Origin of the sequence: Streptomyces bungoensis (genome assembly GCF_001514215.1) — a bacterium.
In the GTDB taxonomy this organism is placed as follows: domain Bacteria; phylum Actinomycetota; class Actinomycetes; order Streptomycetales; family Streptomycetaceae; genus Streptomyces; species Streptomyces bungoensis.
In genome coordinates this window covers 192,068-206,618 of the sequence record NZ_KQ948853.1, presented here as the reverse complement: position 1 = coordinate 206,618, position 14,551 = coordinate 192,068, and the positions used below count along the sequence as shown (strand labels likewise).

Sequence of the window (14,551 nt, the reverse complement as noted above, 5' to 3'; positions counted from 1 at the left end):
CTTTTCTCATGCCACCTCTCTCATGGCGCCTGTCTCATGCCGCCGTGCACGTCAGGGTGGGCACCGCCCCGCCCCCGGGCGCTCCGCCGAACCCGAAGCCCGCCGAACCGCCCGCGGCGACCGTGCCGTTGTGGTCGGCGTTGACGGCCGTGACGGTCGAGCCGGTCTGGGTGTAGGAGGCGTTCCACATGCTGGTGACCTTCTGCGACCCGCTCCAGGTCCAGGTGACCTTCCAGCCGCTGATCGCCGTCGTCCCGGTGTTGGTGACCTTCACGTCCGCGTTGAAGCCGCTGCCCCAGTCGCTGCTGACGGTGTAGGTGGCGCTGCACGAGGCGGTGCCGCCCCCGCCACCGGTTCCCCCGCCGGTTCCCCCGCCACCGGTTCCCCCGCCCGTGCCGGTCCCCGGGAACAGCGGCGCCTTGATGCTCGCCAGGTAGCCGTCCTTGACGGTGTCCACGGTCGTCCAGTCGTCCTTCAGGATCCCGCCGGTGTCACCGGAGTTGGGGTTCCAGGACCAGAACGTCCACTGGAAGGCGTCGGCCCCGTACGTCGACGTGGGCCGCAGGTAACTCACCAGCGCGGCCAGCCACTTCTGGTCCACGGTGGACTGCAGGGTGGTGCCGAACTCGCCGACCCACACGGGGGCGATGTTCTGCCTGAAGATGTAGCCCCAGTACTTGTCCCACACGCCCGGCATGTTGGCGGGGAACGAGGGGTCGCTGAACCAGCTCTGCTGGGCGACGCTGGTGGCGTAGTCGTGGGCGGAGTACACCACCCGGTTCGCCACGGAGAGCTGCACCGGGTACTGGGCGACGCCCATCAGGTTGCCGCCCCACCAGCCGGAGACGCCGTTGTACGACTGCACGCCCTCGACGAAGATCAGCAGGTCGGGGTTGACGGAGAGGACCGCGTTGCCCGCGCGCTGGGCGGCGAGCCGCCAGTCGGTGGCCTGGTCGCCGCAGCCCCAGCAGGCGGGGTCGTGGGGTTCGTTGTGCAGGTCGATGCCGATGACGGTGTCCTGGCCCCGGTAACGGTTCGCGAGGGACTTCAGGTTGGCGATCCAGGTGGACTCGGGGACGGACGAGGTGTACCAGAGCGCCGACTGGCCGGCGGAGTCCGGGCGGTGCCGGTCGAGGATGACCTTCAGGCCGTCCTGTCCCGCGTAGGCCACGAGCTTGTCCATGACCTGGAGGGAGTCCAGTCCCTGGAGGTCGGTGTTCTTGCCGCCGGAGAAGTCGATGCTGTTGGGGACGGTGCCGGCTTTGAAGATGTCGTCGCTGTAGGGCAGCCGGATGGTGTTGTAGCCCAGTGACTTCATCTGGTCGATCATGCTCTTGTAGTCGCGGGACCAGAGGCCGTGCACGACGTGGTTGCCGGTCTCGAAGCCGAACCAGTTGATGCCGGCGATCCGGACCGGCTGCCCGGCCGCGTCCAGGATCTGCCGGCCGCTGGTGTGCCAGTAACCGGCTCCGGGGGTGGCGGCGGCCGACGGGACGGCCGCGTGTGCCGTCGTGACGCCGGCCAGGGGGACGAGGAGCGCCGCCGCGGCGGCGCACAGCACTTTTCGCAGACTGCGGAACATGTGGCTGGGTCCTCTCGGGGAGGCGCGGCCCCGGAACATGGGAGCGCTCCCATGCACCGCGCCCCCCTAGGAAACTGAGAGCACCATGCTCACGTCAAGACACTGGACCGGAGTCGCTACCGGCTCCGCCGCCGCAGGCGCCGCAGACCGAGGAGGGCCACCGCGCCCGCGCCGACGGCCGCGGCACCGATTCCGAGGCTCCTGGAGTCCGCGCCCGCGCCCTGTCCACTCGCGGCGGAACCGCCGTGGGCGGACGGGGACTTGCCGGCGCCCCCGGGCGCGTCCTGCGCCTCCACCGAGCTGCCGGCGCCCTCGCTGCCGTACATGAGCTTGGTGCCGTCGGCCGAGTAGCTGAGGGACTCGCCCTGACCCTGCAGGGGCACGTCGAGGCGGCCCTCGCGACGGATGTCGCCGCCGTTCCAGTCGTAGAAGATCCCGCCGAAGTAGCCGCGCACGGCGAGCCGGCGGCCGTCCGGGGAGAAGGCGGCGTCGGTGGCCCACAGGTCGACGGGGGCGATCGGCCGGAAGACGTTCGTGCCGGAGGCGGACAGGTGGGCCGGCCCCTCGTACAGGTGCCCCCCGTCCTCCTTCTTGTCGATGATGTAGACCCGCCCGGTCTTCGGGTGGACGATCAGCGACTCGGCGTCCCGGGGCCCGTCGGAGTACTTCACGACGTACTGGGTGGCGGTGACGGTCTGGTCCTTGAGCACCTTCGGCTCGGGCAGCCGGTAGATCCACACGTACGGCCACCTCCCGCCGAAGTTGTCGCCCGTGTCCCCGACGTAGATCTGGTGGCCCGGCCCGATGGAGATGGCCTCGACGTCGCGCGGTGCGCCGACGCCGCGCAGGGTGACGGTGGCGACGGTCTTCCCGGTCCGGCTGTCCACCGCGTAGATGTAGGGCCCGTCGGAGCTGTCGTTGTGCGTCCAGTAGATGCCGGGGTGCAGGTGAGAGGCGGCGAGGCCGCTGGACTCGGTGATCCTCGGGTCCTTGATCGTGAAGCCCTGGTCGCCGTCGGCGGCGGAGGCGGGCAGCGCGCAGGCACCGGCGAGGAGGACCCCGGCGAGCAGGGCGAACGGTCGACGCATGGACCAAGACTGCCATTGCCCGCGGCCGTTCGCCGGACGTGGTGGGCTTCACATCCCACCCGCGGGCGTGATCGTCCATCATGAGCGGATGCTTAGGTTCATGCCCGTGGGCGACTCCATGACGATCGGGAGCCCGGGCCAGCACACCTGGCGCTACCGGTTGTGGCGGCACCTGTGCACCTCGTACGACGCCCCGTTCACCTTCGTGGGCCCGCGCGAGACCCTGTACGACAAGGAGGCCGGGGCCCCGACCTCCCTGGCCTACGCCGACCCCGCCTTCCCCCGCGCCCACCTGGCCGGCTGGGGCGAGGGCTGGCAGCACATGGCCCCCCTGATAGGCGGGGCGGTGCGGGACTACCGGGCCGACGTGCTCCTGGTCTCCCTGGGCCTGATCGACCTGGGCTTCTACACCAACGCCGAGCAGACGGCCGGGAACGTCCGGGCGTTCGTGGCCGGCGCCCGGGAGGCCAACCCGCGCGTCCGCATGGCGCTCCTCCCGGTGATCCCGAACATCCGGGCCGAGGCGGACGAGCCCTTCGCCGCCCAGGTGGACCTCTTCAACGACCTGCTGGCCAAGGCCGTCGCCGACCTGGACGAGTCCCGCTCCCCGGTCCTGCTGGTCCCGCCGCCCGAGGGCTACGACATCCACACCGACACCTACGACGGCACCCATCCCAACGAGTCCGGGGAGCACCGGATCGCGGAGGCGTTCGCGGGGGCGATGGCGGAGGCGTGGGGGGTCGGACAGGCGTACGCGGCGGGAACGCTTTGACCTGATTCCGGCGTGTCCCGGTCACCGTGCGTATCGTTGTACCGCGCGGCCGCATCTGTCCGTGGGCGGCCGGGGAGGAGCGCCACGATGACCGTCCTCGAAGACAGGATCGCGATGGCCGACGCCGACGCCAACACCAAGCGTCTGGACGAGTGGTTCGAACGTCTTGAGCGCATGCCCGTCCCCGAGGGATACAGGGTCGAGATCGTCGGGGGCAACGTCCACATGACGCCGCAGCGGGACACGCATTGGGCCATCATCTTCCGTATCGCGGGAGCCGTCGCGGAGAAGTACGGGATGGACAGGGTCCTCTCGGACGTCCGCATCGACTTTCCCGGTCATGAGAACGGCTTCTGTCCGGACGTCGCCCTGCTCAAGGACTCGGCGAAGAAGGACGAGGGCCGCTGGCGCTGCGAGGACGTCGAGTTCGTCGCCGAGGTCATCTCCGAGGGCACCGCCCGCAACGACTACGGCCCCAAGAAGACCGCCTACGCGGTGGCCGGGGTCCCCCTCTACGTCATCGCCGATCCCTATCAGGGCCGTTGCCACGTCTACACCGACCCCAAGGACGGCGACTACGGCGACCCGGTCCGGGTGGACTTCGGCACCGACCTCGACCTGACCGGCTCCGTCGTCGACCTCGTCCTGCGGACCGACGGCTTCCCCCGGGACTGACCGGGCGCGTCACCGGCCCCTTGCCTAGAGCGCACTCCACGCCGTTGGCTGGTGGACCATGAAGTACACGCAGCTTGGACGCACGGGACTCAAGGTCAGCCGGCTCGTCCTCGGGACGATGAACTTCGGCCCGCAGACGGACGAGGCCGACAGCCACGCCATCATGGACGCCGCACTGGACGCGGGCATCAACTTCTTCGACACGGCGAACGTCTACGGGTGGGGGGAGAACAAGGGACGCACCGAGCGCATCATCGGCGACTGGTTCGCCAAGGGCGGCGAGCGGCGCGACAAGGTGGTCCTCGCCACCAAGGTGTACGGCAACATGGCCCCCGACGGCGACGGCGCCTGGCCGAACCACGACAAGCTCTCCGCGCTGAACATCCGCCGGGCCGTGGACGCGAGCCTGAAGCGGCTGCGGACCGACCACATCGACGTCTACCAGTTCCACCACGTCGACCGGGACACCCCCTTCGAGGAGATCTGGCAGGCGATCGACGTCCTGGTCCAGCAGGGCAAGATCCTCTACGCCGGCTCCTCCAACTTCCCGGGCTACAAGATCGCCCAGGCCAACGAGATCGCCGCCCGGCGCGGCGGCACCATCGGCCTGGTCAGCGAGCAGTGCCTGTACAACCTGGCCGAGCGCCGCGCCGAGATGGAGGTCATCCCGGCCGCGCAGGACTACGGCCTCGGGGTCATCCCCTGGTCGCCGCTGCACGGCGGCCTGCTCGGCGGAGTGATCAGGAAGGAGGTGCAGGGCGGTCGCCGCGCCTCCGGCCGGGCCGCCGACACCCTCGCCGACCCCGCCGCCCGCGCGCAGATCCAGTCGTACGAGGACCTGCTCGACAAGCACGGCCTGGAGCCCGGCGAGGTGGCCCTGGCCTGGCTGCTGACCCGTCCCGGCGTGACCGGCCCGATCGTCGGCCCGCGCACCGCCGGGCAGCTGGAGTCGGCGGTCAGGGCGGTGGACCTGGAGCTGAGCGAGGACGTGCTGACGGGCCTGGACGAGGTCTTCCCGGGTCCGGGGCCGTCGCCGGAGGCGTTCGCCTGGTAGCGCGGGAGGGGTGACCCGCCCAGGGGCACGGGGGCGTCCCGTGCCCCTACCTCATGGCAGCAGCCACGGCAACCACCACGAACATCAGAACGAGCGCACCGGCCATGATCCGGTTCCGGGTCTTCGGGTCCACGTACTCGAGACTAACCGGCCCCGTCCAGTGCCCAGCGGGCGACCGCCTCGTAGCGGGGCTGCTCGCCGGGCACACCGGACCTCGGCAGGTTGCTGCGCACCAGCGTCAGCTCGTTCACCGTCCAGCGCCGGCTGCTGAACGCGCCGAGCAGGCTCACGTACGTCCGCACGTCCACCGCGGTCCGGCTGCGCGCGATCGTCAGGTGGGCCTGGTAGCGGCGGTGCTGCTCCATCGGCACCCCCGCCTTGCGGGCCGCCGCCTCCGCGCGGTCGGCGAGCCGGCGCAGGGGCTCGACGTCGCCCGAGGCCCCGGTCCACAGCGCCTGGCCGCGGCCGAACCGGCCGCCGCCCGCGAGGGCCAGCTCGAAGGACGCCGTCCGGTGGGCCGCGCGGGCCAGGCGGTCCGACAGGTCCGGCAGGAGTTCGTCGTCGACCTCGCCGTAGAAGGCGAGCGTGAAGTGCCAGCCCGGCCGCCCGGTCCAGCGCAGCCCGTCCGCACCGGGCAGCTCCCGCAGCGCGGCGACCTCGGCGGCCAGCTGCTCGGCGACGTCGTCCGGCGGCAGAACGGCGGCGAAGAGTCTCATGCCACCAGTCTCCTCCGGCGGGACCGGGGCGTGTCCCGGTCACCGTGCGTATCGCTGTCCTGCGCGGCTGCACTCGTCGACGGGGCGGCCGGGGAGGAGCGCCACGACGGCCGTCCTCGAATCGGACGAGTCGCCCGGCGACTGATCCCCGGTCCCTTCCTCACGCCGCCGGCGCCAGCTCCTCGCGCCGGACGAACTGGACCCGCGGACGGCCCTGGTGCCAGCCCACCGACAGGCGCAGGCCGCCGATGCGGGCGAGGACCAGGCCGATCGTGGCGGCGGACGCGGCCGCGACCACGCCGCCGAGGGCGAAGCCGATCCGGGCGCCGTAGGTGTCGGTGACCCAGCCGACGACCGGCGCGCCCACGGGCGTACCGCCCATGAAGACCATCATGAACAGCGCCATCACCCGGCCGCGCATGGCGGGGTCGGTGGCCATCTGGACGGCGGTGTTGGCGGTGACGTTGACCGTCAGGCCGAAGATGCCGATCGGCACCATGAGCAGCGCGAACAGCCAGTACGACGGTGCCAGCGCGGCCACGATCTCCAGGGTGCCGAAGGCCAGCGCGGCGGCGATCAGCACCCGGAGCCGGGCCGTGCCGCGCCGGGCGGCGAGCAGGGCGCCGCACAGGGAGCCGACGGCCATCAGCGTGTTGAAGAGGCTGTAGGCGCCGGCCCCGGCGTGGAAGACGTCGTCGGCGTAGGCGGACAGCCACACCGGGAAGTTGAAGCCGAAGGTGCCGATGAACCCGACGAGGACGATCGGCCAGATCAGTTCCGGCCGCTTGGCCACGTACCGCAGACCCTCCCGGAGCTGGCCCTTGCCGCGCGGGGCGCGCTCGACCACGTGCAGTTCGCGGGCGCGCATCAGCAGCAGGCCGGCGATGGGCGCGGCGAAGGACAGGCCGTTGGCGAGGAACGCCCAGCCGGTGCCCACCCCGGTGATCATCAGGCCGGCGACGGCCGGCCCGACCAGGCGGGCGGACTGGAAGTTCGCCGAGTTCAGGCTGACCGCGTTCTGCAGCTGACCGGGGCCGACCATCTCGGAGACGAAGGACTGCCGGGCCGGGTTGTCGACCACGGTGGCGAGGCCGACGGCGAAGGCGGCGAGGTAGACGTGCCAGACCTGGACGTGGCCGGAGAGGGTCAGTGCGGCGAGCACCAGGCCCGTGACGGCCATCGCGGACTGGGTGCACAGCAGCGCGGGGCGCTTGGGCAGGCGGTCGACCAGCACACCGCCGTAGAGCCCGAACAGGAGCATCGGCAGGAACTGCAGCGCCGTCGTGATGCCGACGGCGGCCGAGGAGCCGGTGAGGCTGAGGACCAGCCAGTCCTGGGCGATGCGCTGCATCCAGGTGCCCGTGTTGGAGACGACCTGGCCGATGAAGAACAGGCGGTAGTTCCGGATCCTCAGCGAGCTGAACATCGAGGACTTGCGGGAGATGGGGGTGGGAGTGGTCGGTGCGGGGGCGGAAGGTGCTCCGGGTCCCGTACTCAACAGGGTTCGCCTCCTTGCGACGTGTCCTACAGGTGCGCGAGCTTCTCCAGCACGGGCGCGGCGGCGCGCAGGCGGGCCCACTCGTCCTCGTCCAGGCCCTCGACCAGGCCGGCCAGGAACGCGTTGCGCTTGCGGCGGCTCTCCTCGAGCATCGCCTCGGCCTGCTCGGTCTGCGTGACGACCTTCTGGCGCCGGTCCTCGGGGTGGGGCTCCAGCCGGACCAGGCCCTTCGCCTCGAGCAGCGCGACGATGCGGGTCATCGACGGGGGCTGCACGTGCTCCTTGCGGGCCAGCTCACCCGGGGTGGCCGAGCCGCAGCGGGCGAGGGTGCCGAGCACCGACATCTCGGTGGGGCTCAGCGACTCGTCGACCCGCTGGTGCTTGAGCCGACGGGACAGCCGCATCACGGCGGAGCGGAGGGCGTTCACGGCGGCAGCGTCGTCGCCATGGGTGAGGTCCGGCATGTTCTTTAGAGTAACTCATTACTCTCGCTAAAGAACACCGCGACACGCCCTTATCGCCGTGACACCCGCCACTGCCACCCTTCATCACTCGTACGGGTGACTCGCGGCCGGAAAGTGACACCTCGGACCACCGGAGGTGGCGACCCTCGTACGCATGGGGACCGATGTGCTCAGCCTGCGCATGGACAGGGAGCTGCTCGAGAGACTGCGGCACCACGCGGCGAAAAGAGGAATGAGCGTGCAGGACTATGTGGTCCGCACGCTCATCCGGGACGACTTCGACGAGCGGTTCCAGGCCGCCGTCGAGGAGACGGAGAAGTTCTACGGCGTCACCTGACGCCCGGCGCTCAGGTCAGGCCGAGCGCCGGCATCAGGTAGTAGAACGCGAAGACGGCGGCGACGACGTACATCGCGGCCGGGATCTCCTTGGGCCGCCCGGCGGCCAGCCGCAGGACGACGAAGGTGATGAAGCCCATGCCGATGCCGTTGGTGATCGAGTAGGTGAACGGCATCATCAGCATGGTCACGAAGGCCGGGATCGCGATGGTGTAGTCGGCCCAGTCGATCTCCCGGACGGAGTTCGACAGGATCAGGAAGCCCACCGCGACCAGGGCCGGGGTGGCCGCCTGGGACGGGACCATCGTGGCGACCGGCGTGAGGAAGAGGGCAACGGCGAACAGGCCGCCCGTGACGACGTTCGCGAAGCCCGTGCGGGCGCCCTCGCCGACACCGGCCGTGGACTCCACGAACGCGGTGGTGGCCGAGGAGGAGCTGGCGCCGCCCGCCGCGACCGCGAGGCCGTCGACGAAGAGGACCTTGTTGATGCCCGGCATGTAGCCCTGGGCGTCGGTCAGCTTGGCCTCGTCGCCGATGCCCATGATCGTGCCCATCGCGTCGAAGAAGCACGACAGCAGCACCGTGAAGACGAACAGGACGCCGGTCAGCACGCCGACCTTGGAGAAGCCGCCGAAGAGGCTGACCTTGCCGATCAGGCCGAAGTCGGGCGTGGCCACCGGGTTGCCCGGCCACTTCGGGACCGTCAGGCCCCAGGACGGCACCTTCGCGACCGAGTTGACGATCAGCGCGAGGACGGTCATCCCGACGATGGAGATCAGGATGGCGCCGGGCACCTTGCGCACGATCAGGGCGAAGGTGAGCAGCGCACCCAGGACGAAGATCAGCACCGGCCAGCCGTTGAGGTGGCCGCCCACGCCGAGCTGCAGCGGGACGGTGGTCTGGGCGACGTCCGGGATACGGGTGACGAAGCCGGAGTCGACCAGGCCGATCAGCATGATGAACAGGCCGATGCCGATCGCGATCGCCTTGCGCAGACCGAACGGCACGGCGTTCATCACGCGCTCGCGCAGGCCGGTGGCGACCAGCAGCATGACCACGAAGCCGGCCAGCACGACCATGCCCATGGCGTCCGGCCAGGACATCCGGGGCGCGAGCTGGAGCGCGACGACCGAGTTCACGCCGAGACCGGCGGCGAGCGCGATCGGCACGTTGCCGATGACGCCCATCAGCAGCGTGGTGAACGCCGCCGTCAGCGCGGTCGCCGTCACCAGCTGGCCACTGTCCAGGTGGTGCCCGTACATGTCCTTCGCGCTGCTCAGGATGATCGGGTTCAGCACGATGATGTACGCCATCGCGAAGAAGGTGGCGAAACCGCCGCGGACCTCACGGCCGAGCGTGCTGCCGCGCTCGGAGATCCGGAAGTAGCGGTCGAGGGCTCCCTGCCCGGGCGTGGCGCCCGGCTTCTCGGGAGTGGGGGCCTTGGTGGGGGCCGAGGAGGACATGCGGGACCTCATCACCTACGGGGTTCCCCCGAGCCCCGTTGGACTTTCCTACGAACAGAAGCGGTCAAAGACAAACGGTTTCAGTATGAACACATGAAGGCGAGATCGCTATCTCCGCGCGTAGACACGAGCGGATACGAGGTGCGTCCGATCGCCTCGTAAGCTGTGCCCATGGCCAAGTGGACCCCCAAGCACGAAGCGCCCGAGCCCCTGGAGGGCCCGGTGGTCGCCACCGTCACCGGCGGCACGATCGTGTGGTTCGTCCTCTTCCTGGTCCAGCTGCCGTTCTACGGCTGGTTCGCCGACCACGGCCACCTGTGGTGGCTGTGGACCTGCCTGGCCGGGGGCGGCCTGGGGCTCATCGGCATCTGGTACGTCCGCAGGCGGGACGCCGCGATCAAGCGGGACGCGGCGCTGCGCGCGGCGGTGGAACGGCCGTAGGGCGTACGGGCGGCGCACCGTCCGTACGACCGGCGTACGACACCGGTCCTCCCCCGGTCGGAGATCGGCCCCGCTCGGCAGGTGAACGGCCACCGGCGCACGTACCGTCGAAGGCATGACCCACATAGACGCGGGCGCCGAACTCGACCCCGTGCACCCCGTGGCACTGCCCCGGAGCCGGCCGGGCGGACTGACCGGCGCCGAGGTCGCGGAACGCGTCGCGCGTGGGCAGGTCAACGACGTTCCGGTGCGCGGCAGCCGGTCCCTGGGCGAGATCGTCCGGGCGAACGTCTTCACCCGGTTCAACGCGATCATCGGCGTGCTGTGGCTGGTCATGCTGTTCGTCGCGCCGATCCAGGACGGCCTCTTCGGCTTCGTGATCCTCGCCAACACCGGCATCGGCATCGTCCAGGAGTGGCGGGCGAAGCAGACCCTGGACTCGCTCGCGGTGATCGGGGAGGCCCGGCCGACCGTCCGCCGGGACGGCACCGCCGTGGAGGTCCCGACGAACGAGATCGTCCTGGACGACCTCCTGGAGATCGGACCCGGGGACAAGATCGTCGTCGACGGGGTGTGCGCCGAGGCCGAGGGGCTCGAGATCGACGAGTCGCTGCTCACCGGTGAGGCGGACCCGGTCGTCAAACGCCCCGGCGACCAGGTGCTGTCCGGCAGCTTCGTGGTCGCGGGCGGCGGCGCCTTCACGGCGGCCAGGGTGGGCCGCGAGGCGTACGCCGCCCAGCTCGCCGAGGAGGCCTCCCGCTTCACCCTCGTCCACTCCGAGCTGCGCACCGGCATCTCCACGATCCTGAAGTACGTGACGTGGATGATGGTCCCGGCCGCGATCGGCCTGGTCGTCACCCAGCTGGTCGTGAAGAACGACGACCTCAAGGACGCCGTCGCCCGCACCGTCGGCGGCATCGTGCCGATGGTGCCGGAGGGGCTGGTGCTGCTCACCTCGGTCGCCTTCGCGATCGGGGTCATCCGGCTCGGCCGCAAGCAGTGCCTGGTGCAGGAGCTGCCCGCCATCGAGGGCCTCGCCCGGGTCGACACCGTGTGCCTGGACAAGACCGGCACGCTGACCGAGGGCGGCATGGACGTCACCGCGCTCAGGGCGCTGGACGGGGCCGACGAGGATTACGTGCGCAGGGTGCTCGGCGCCCTCGGCGAGTCCGACCCGCGCCCCAACGCCTCGCTGCGGGCGATCATCGACGCCTTCCCGGATACCGAGGAGTGGCGCTGCGTGCAGTCGCTGCCCTTCTCCTCCGCCCGCAAGTACAGCGGGGCCGCGTTCAGCGGGGGCGACGGCGAGGCCAGCACCTGGCTGCTGGGCGCCCCCGACGTGCTGCTCGCCCCCGGCGACCCGGCCCTGGCGGAGACCGAGCGCCTGAACGAGCAGGGGCTGCGGGTGCTGCTCCTGGCCCGCACCACCCGCGACCTGGACGACCCGGAGCCGGCCCGGGGCGCCCACCCGACCGCCCTCGTCGTGCTGGAGCAGCGGCTGCGTCCCGACGCCGCCGACACCCTGCGCTACTTCGCCGAGCAGAACGTCCGCGCCAAGGTCGTCTCCGGCGACAACGCGGTCTCGGTCGGTACGGTCGCGGCGAAGCTGGGCCTGCCGGGCAAGGCGGTGGACGCGCGGCGGCTGCCCGCCGACCGGGAGCGCATGGCGCGGGCGCTGGACGAGGCGACCGTGTTCGGCCGGGTCACCCCGCGGCAGAAGCGGGACATGGTGGGCGCGCTGCAGTCCCGGGGGCACACGGTCGCGATGACCGGTGACGGGGTGAACGACGTGCTGGCGCTCAAGGACGCCGACATCGGCGTCTCGATGGGCTCGGGCTCGGAGGCGACCCGGGCCGTCGCGCAGATCGTGCTGCTGGACAACAGCTTCGCGACGCTGCCGTCGGTGGTCGCCGAGGGGCGCCGGGTGATCGGCAACATCACCCGGGTGGCCACGCTGTTCCTGGTGAAGACGGTGTACTCGGTGCTGCTGGCGCTGCTGGTGGTGTGCTGGCGGGTCGAGTACCCCTTCCTGCCGCGGCACCTGACCCTGCTGTCCACCCTCACGATCGGCGTCCCGGCCTTCTTCCTGGCCCTGGCCCCCAACACCGAGCGGGCCCGCCCGCACTTCGTCCGCCGGGTCATGCGCTACGCCGTGCCCGGCGGCCTGGTGGCGGGAGCGGCGACCTTCGCGACGTACCTGATCGCCCGCCACCACTACACCGGCGCCGGCTCCCTGACCGCGGAGACCAGCGCCGCCACCCTGACCCTGTTCCTGGTCTCCCTGTGGATCCTGGCGATCATCGCCCGCCCGTACACCTGGTGGCGCGTCGCCCTGGTCGCGGCCATGGCCGCGGCGTTCCTGCTCGTCCTCACGATCCCGGCCCTGCGGGACTTCTTCGCCCTGCGCCTGGTGGGCCCGACCCTGCCGTGGACGGCGGTGGGGGTGGCGGTGGCGGCGGCGGCCGTCCTGGAACTGGTGTGGAGGTGGATCGGCCGCCGCTTTCCCGTGTGAGGGCCGGCTACTGCACGTCCACGTAGTCACCCGTCGCGCTGACCGCCGGGGTCGTCGACGTGCCCGCGAAGCTGAACCGCCAGTAGCCGTCGTAGGCGGCGGTGGCGGTGGCCTTCAGGTTGCCCGACGAGTCGGAGTAGACCGTCTTGACGGTGGTGTACGTGCTGGTGCCCGCCTTGCGGAACTGGAGCTTGACCGGCTGGCTGGTGTAGCCGTGGTACAGGTGGTCCTCCCAGTTGGCGCGGGAGAGCTTGCCCGTGGTGGTGAGGGTCTTGCCCTTGGCGACCGGCTCGGGGCCGGCGTTGGCCGTGAGCTTGGAGTAGCGCTGGAGCTTGGTGGTGGCCATGCCGCCCTGCTCGGCGTAGCCGACCTTGCTGAGGTCGGGGTTGTCGGGGTCCTGGCCGTTGAAGGCGGTCGCCTCCGCGGCGACGGACCAGCTGCCGGCGTCGGCGTTCTTCAGCTCGCCCTCGCCCGGGTGGAGGTCGACGGTGCCGGTGCAGGTGGCGGCGGTCGACGAGGTGGGCGAGCAGGTGGCGAAGTCGTCGCCCTCCAGCGTCTTGGACGGGGCGTCCAGCGAGCCGCGGTAGAGGTAGGCGTCGGCGTAGAAGTCGGACGCGGTGGTGTCCACGTCCGCGCCGTGCGTCAGCGTGAACGTGTAGGTGCTGCTGACCTTGTTCGTCGTCCCCACCTTGATCGCCGAGGCGATCTTGAGGTTCGAGAAGCTGACGTCCATCGTGTACGGCGTACCGCTGGACGTGGCGGCCTGCGCGGCCGGCACGGCGAGAGCGGTGAGGGCCAGGGCGCCGGTGACGGCGGCCACGGTGGCACGTATGCGCATGTGCGGTCCCCTGGAGGGAGAAGTGATCGGGGAGTCGGTCGACTCACGCGATCAGATCCGCGAGACCCCGTTCCGGTTGTACGGCGGGAGCCGTTCCCGGCCATTCTTTGTCGGCCGATTGCCAGGTCGTGGCACAAGTGAGAGGAAACGTTCCGGCCACCGGAGGCGGCGGGCGCCTCCGGTGGCCGTCGGTCCCGTTTACTGCACGTCGACGTAGTCACCCGTGGCGCTGACCGCCGGGGTGGTCGAGGTGCCCGCGAAGGAGTAGCGGTAGTAGCCGTCGGCCGTGGCCGTGGTCGTCGTCTTCAGGTAGCCCGTGGAGTCCGACGTGATGGTCTTCAGGGTGGTGTAGGTGGTGGAGCCCTTCTTGCGGTACTGCAGCTTCACCGGCTGGTTGGTGTAGCCGTGGTACAGGTTGTCCTCCCAGTTGGCGCGGGTGAGCTTGCCCGTGACCGTGATGGTCTTGCCCTTCTTCACCGGCTCCGGCGAGGCGTTGACGGTCAGCTTGGAGTAGCGCTGGACCTTGGTGGTGCCCAGGCCGTCCGCCTCGGAGAAGTTGCCGGTGCTGTACTGCAGGGCCAGCGCGCCGGCCGACCAGGTGCCCGCGTCCGCGTTGGTCAGTTCGCCGTCACCGGGGTAGATGTCGATGAGGCCCTTGCAGTCGGCGGTCGTCGCCGACGTGGCGGTGCAGTCGGCCGGGGCGTCGCCGAGCAGCATGTTGCCCGTGGACTCCTTGTAGATGAGGGGTCCGTTGTCGAAGTCGTCCGAGCCGAGGACGTACCCGGAGCCGTAGGTCATCGTGTAGGTGACCGTGGCGGTGACGTGGTTGGTCGTGCCGACCTTGATCGCGGAGGCGATCTTGAGGTTCGAGAAGGTGACGCCCAGGTCTACGGGGTCGGCGGCCGAGGTGAAGGCGGTCTTGCCGGACGCGGCGTGCGAGAGGACCTTGGCGGCCTCCGTCTTGTACGACGGAGCGGAGCCGGCGGCCTGCGCGGCCGGCACGGCGAGAGCGGAGAGGGCCAGGGCGCCGGTGACGGCGGCCACGGTGGCACGTATGCGCATGCGTTCCCCTGTGTGGAGAGGGTGGGCGCGAGAGCGCCCAAATGATCGTG

General features: G+C 70.7%; 14 protein-coding genes. 6 read left to right on the top strand and 8 right to left on the bottom strand.

The window, feature by feature from the left end:
• Positions 1–34 precede the first annotated feature (34 nt).
• Together AQJ66_RS08495 and AQJ66_RS08490 are read right to left on the bottom strand one after the other, a co-directional pair.
• Positions 35–1,582 (bottom strand): cellulase family glycosylhydrolase, encoded by a 1,548-nt coding sequence (locus AQJ66_RS08495; protein ID WP_061918731.1) that lies wholly within the window; start codon positions 1,580–1,582, stop codon positions 35–37.
• A 116-nt stretch (positions 1,583–1,698) separates the two neighbouring features.
• Complete coding sequence (locus AQJ66_RS08490; protein ID WP_061918729.1) at positions 1,699–2,670, bottom strand: hypothetical protein; 972 nt, start codon at positions 2,668–2,670, stop codon at positions 1,699–1,701.
• Positions 2,671–2,758: 88 nt separating this feature from the next.
• Here AQJ66_RS08490 and AQJ66_RS08485 point away from each other — a divergent pair, with 88 nt between their 5' ends.
• From AQJ66_RS08485 to AQJ66_RS08475, 3 genes are all read left to right on the top strand, one after another.
• The gene (locus AQJ66_RS08485) at positions 2,759–3,442 is read left to right on the top strand and encodes an SGNH/GDSL hydrolase family protein (protein ID WP_061918727.1); all 684 of its coding nucleotides are present in this window, start codon (positions 2,759–2,761) and stop codon (positions 3,440–3,442) included.
• Positions 3,443–3,529: 87 nt separating this feature from the next.
• Positions 3,530–4,117, top strand: coding sequence for a Uma2 family endonuclease (locus AQJ66_RS08480; RefSeq protein WP_061918725.1), 588 nt, complete (start codon positions 3,530–3,532; stop codon positions 4,115–4,117).
• Between the two features lie 58 nt (positions 4,118–4,175).
• Positions 4,176–5,171 carry an aldo/keto reductase gene (locus AQJ66_RS08475; RefSeq protein ID WP_061918723.1) on the top strand — a complete coding sequence of 332 codons (996 nt, stop codon included), beginning with the start codon at positions 4,176–4,178 and terminating at the stop codon, positions 5,169–5,171.
• 143 nt (positions 5,172–5,314) lie between these two features.
• On the opposite strand, the gene thpR is transcribed toward AQJ66_RS08475, so the two are convergent.
• The 3 genes from thpR to AQJ66_RS08460 all read right to left on the bottom strand — a co-directional run bounded on the left by thpR (position 5,315) and on the right by AQJ66_RS08460 (position 7,849).
• Positions 5,315–5,887: an RNA 2',3'-cyclic phosphodiesterase gene (thpR, locus tag AQJ66_RS08470; protein WP_061918721.1), complete on the bottom strand. Its 573-nt coding sequence runs from the start codon at positions 5,885–5,887 to the stop codon at positions 5,315–5,317.
• Positions 5,888–6,047: 160 nt separating this feature from the next.
• Positions 6,048–7,385 carry an MFS transporter gene (locus AQJ66_RS08465; protein ID WP_107118895.1) on the bottom strand — a complete coding sequence of 446 codons (1,338 nt, stop codon included), beginning with the start codon at positions 7,383–7,385 and terminating at the stop codon, positions 6,048–6,050.
• Positions 7,386–7,411: 26 nt separating this feature from the next.
• Positions 7,412–7,849, bottom strand: a complete 438-nt coding sequence (locus tag AQJ66_RS08460; protein WP_061918717.1) for a MarR family winged helix-turn-helix transcriptional regulator — start codon at positions 7,847–7,849, stop codon at positions 7,412–7,414.
• A 154-nt stretch (positions 7,850–8,003) separates the two neighbouring features.
• Here AQJ66_RS08460 and AQJ66_RS08455 point away from each other — a divergent pair, with 154 nt between their 5' ends.
• A complete protein-coding gene (locus tag AQJ66_RS08455; protein ID WP_061919356.1) occupies positions 8,004–8,186 on the top strand; it encodes a ribbon-helix-helix protein, CopG family in 183 nt (60 codons plus the stop codon).
• Between the two features lie 10 nt (positions 8,187–8,196).
• On the opposite strand, the gene AQJ66_RS08450 is transcribed toward AQJ66_RS08455, so the two are convergent.
• A complete protein-coding gene (locus AQJ66_RS08450; RefSeq protein ID WP_061918715.1) occupies positions 8,197–9,648 on the bottom strand; it encodes an NCS2 family permease in 1,452 nt (483 codons plus the stop codon).
• Between the two features lie 171 nt (positions 9,649–9,819).
• Here AQJ66_RS08450 and AQJ66_RS08445 point away from each other — a divergent pair, with 171 nt between their 5' ends.
• Positions 9,820–10,089 carry a DUF2530 domain-containing protein gene (locus AQJ66_RS08445; protein WP_061918713.1) on the top strand — a complete coding sequence of 90 codons (270 nt, stop codon included), beginning with the start codon at positions 9,820–9,822 and terminating at the stop codon, positions 10,087–10,089.
• Positions 10,090–10,204: 115 nt separating this feature from the next.
• Positions 10,205–12,601 (top strand): HAD-IC family P-type ATPase, encoded by a 2,397-nt coding sequence (locus tag AQJ66_RS08440; RefSeq protein ID WP_061918711.1) that lies wholly within the window; start codon positions 10,205–10,207, stop codon positions 12,599–12,601.
• 7 nt (positions 12,602–12,608) lie between these two features.
• On the opposite strand, the gene AQJ66_RS08435 is transcribed toward AQJ66_RS08440, so the two are convergent.
• Together AQJ66_RS08435 and AQJ66_RS08430 are read right to left on the bottom strand one after the other, a co-directional pair.
• Positions 12,609–13,439, bottom strand: a complete 831-nt coding sequence (locus AQJ66_RS08435) for a hypothetical protein (protein ID WP_061918709.1) — start codon at positions 13,437–13,439, stop codon at positions 12,609–12,611.
• Positions 13,440–13,637: 198 nt separating this feature from the next.
• Positions 13,638–14,501, bottom strand: a complete 864-nt coding sequence (locus AQJ66_RS08430) for a hypothetical protein (protein ID WP_061918707.1) — start codon at positions 14,499–14,501, stop codon at positions 13,638–13,640.
• Positions 14,502–14,551 lie beyond the last annotated feature (50 nt).

What these genes read in the sequence shown, in the direction of transcription:
- AQJ66_RS08495 (WP_061918731.1), bottom strand. Translation starts at nt 1,582, where the DNA reads ATGTTCCGCAGTCTGCGAAAAGTGCTGTGCGCCGCCGCGGCGGCGCTC.
- AQJ66_RS08490 (WP_061918729.1), bottom strand. Translation starts at nt 2,670, where the DNA reads ATGCGTCGACCGTTCGCCCTGCTCGCCGGGGTCCTCCTCGCCGGTGCC.
- AQJ66_RS08485 (WP_061918727.1), top strand. Translation starts at nt 2,759, where the DNA reads ATGCTTAGGTTCATGCCCGTGGGCGACTCCATGACGATCGGGAGCCCG.
- AQJ66_RS08480 (WP_061918725.1), top strand. Translation starts at nt 3,530, where the DNA reads ATGACCGTCCTCGAAGACAGGATCGCGATGGCCGACGCCGACGCCAAC.
- AQJ66_RS08475 (WP_061918723.1), top strand. Translation starts at nt 4,176, where the DNA reads ATGAAGTACACGCAGCTTGGACGCACGGGACTCAAGGTCAGCCGGCTC.
- thpR (WP_061918721.1), bottom strand. Translation starts at nt 5,887, where the DNA reads ATGAGACTCTTCGCCGCCGTTCTGCCGCCGGACGACGTCGCCGAGCAG.
- AQJ66_RS08460 (WP_061918717.1), bottom strand. Translation starts at nt 7,849, where the DNA reads ATGCCGGACCTCACCCATGGCGACGACGCTGCCGCCGTGAACGCCCTC.
- AQJ66_RS08455 (WP_061919356.1), top strand. Translation starts at nt 8,004, where the DNA reads ATGGGGACCGATGTGCTCAGCCTGCGCATGGACAGGGAGCTGCTCGAG.
- AQJ66_RS08450 (WP_061918715.1), bottom strand. Translation starts at nt 9,648, where the DNA reads ATGTCCTCCTCGGCCCCCACCAAGGCCCCCACTCCCGAGAAGCCGGGC.
- AQJ66_RS08445 (WP_061918713.1), top strand. Translation starts at nt 9,820, where the DNA reads ATGGCCAAGTGGACCCCCAAGCACGAAGCGCCCGAGCCCCTGGAGGGC.
- AQJ66_RS08440 (WP_061918711.1), top strand. Translation starts at nt 10,205, where the DNA reads ATGACCCACATAGACGCGGGCGCCGAACTCGACCCCGTGCACCCCGTG.
- AQJ66_RS08435 (WP_061918709.1), bottom strand. Translation starts at nt 13,439, where the DNA reads ATGCGCATACGTGCCACCGTGGCCGCCGTCACCGGCGCCCTGGCCCTC.
- AQJ66_RS08430 (WP_061918707.1), bottom strand. Translation starts at nt 14,501, where the DNA reads ATGCGCATACGTGCCACCGTGGCCGCCGTCACCGGCGCCCTGGCCCTC.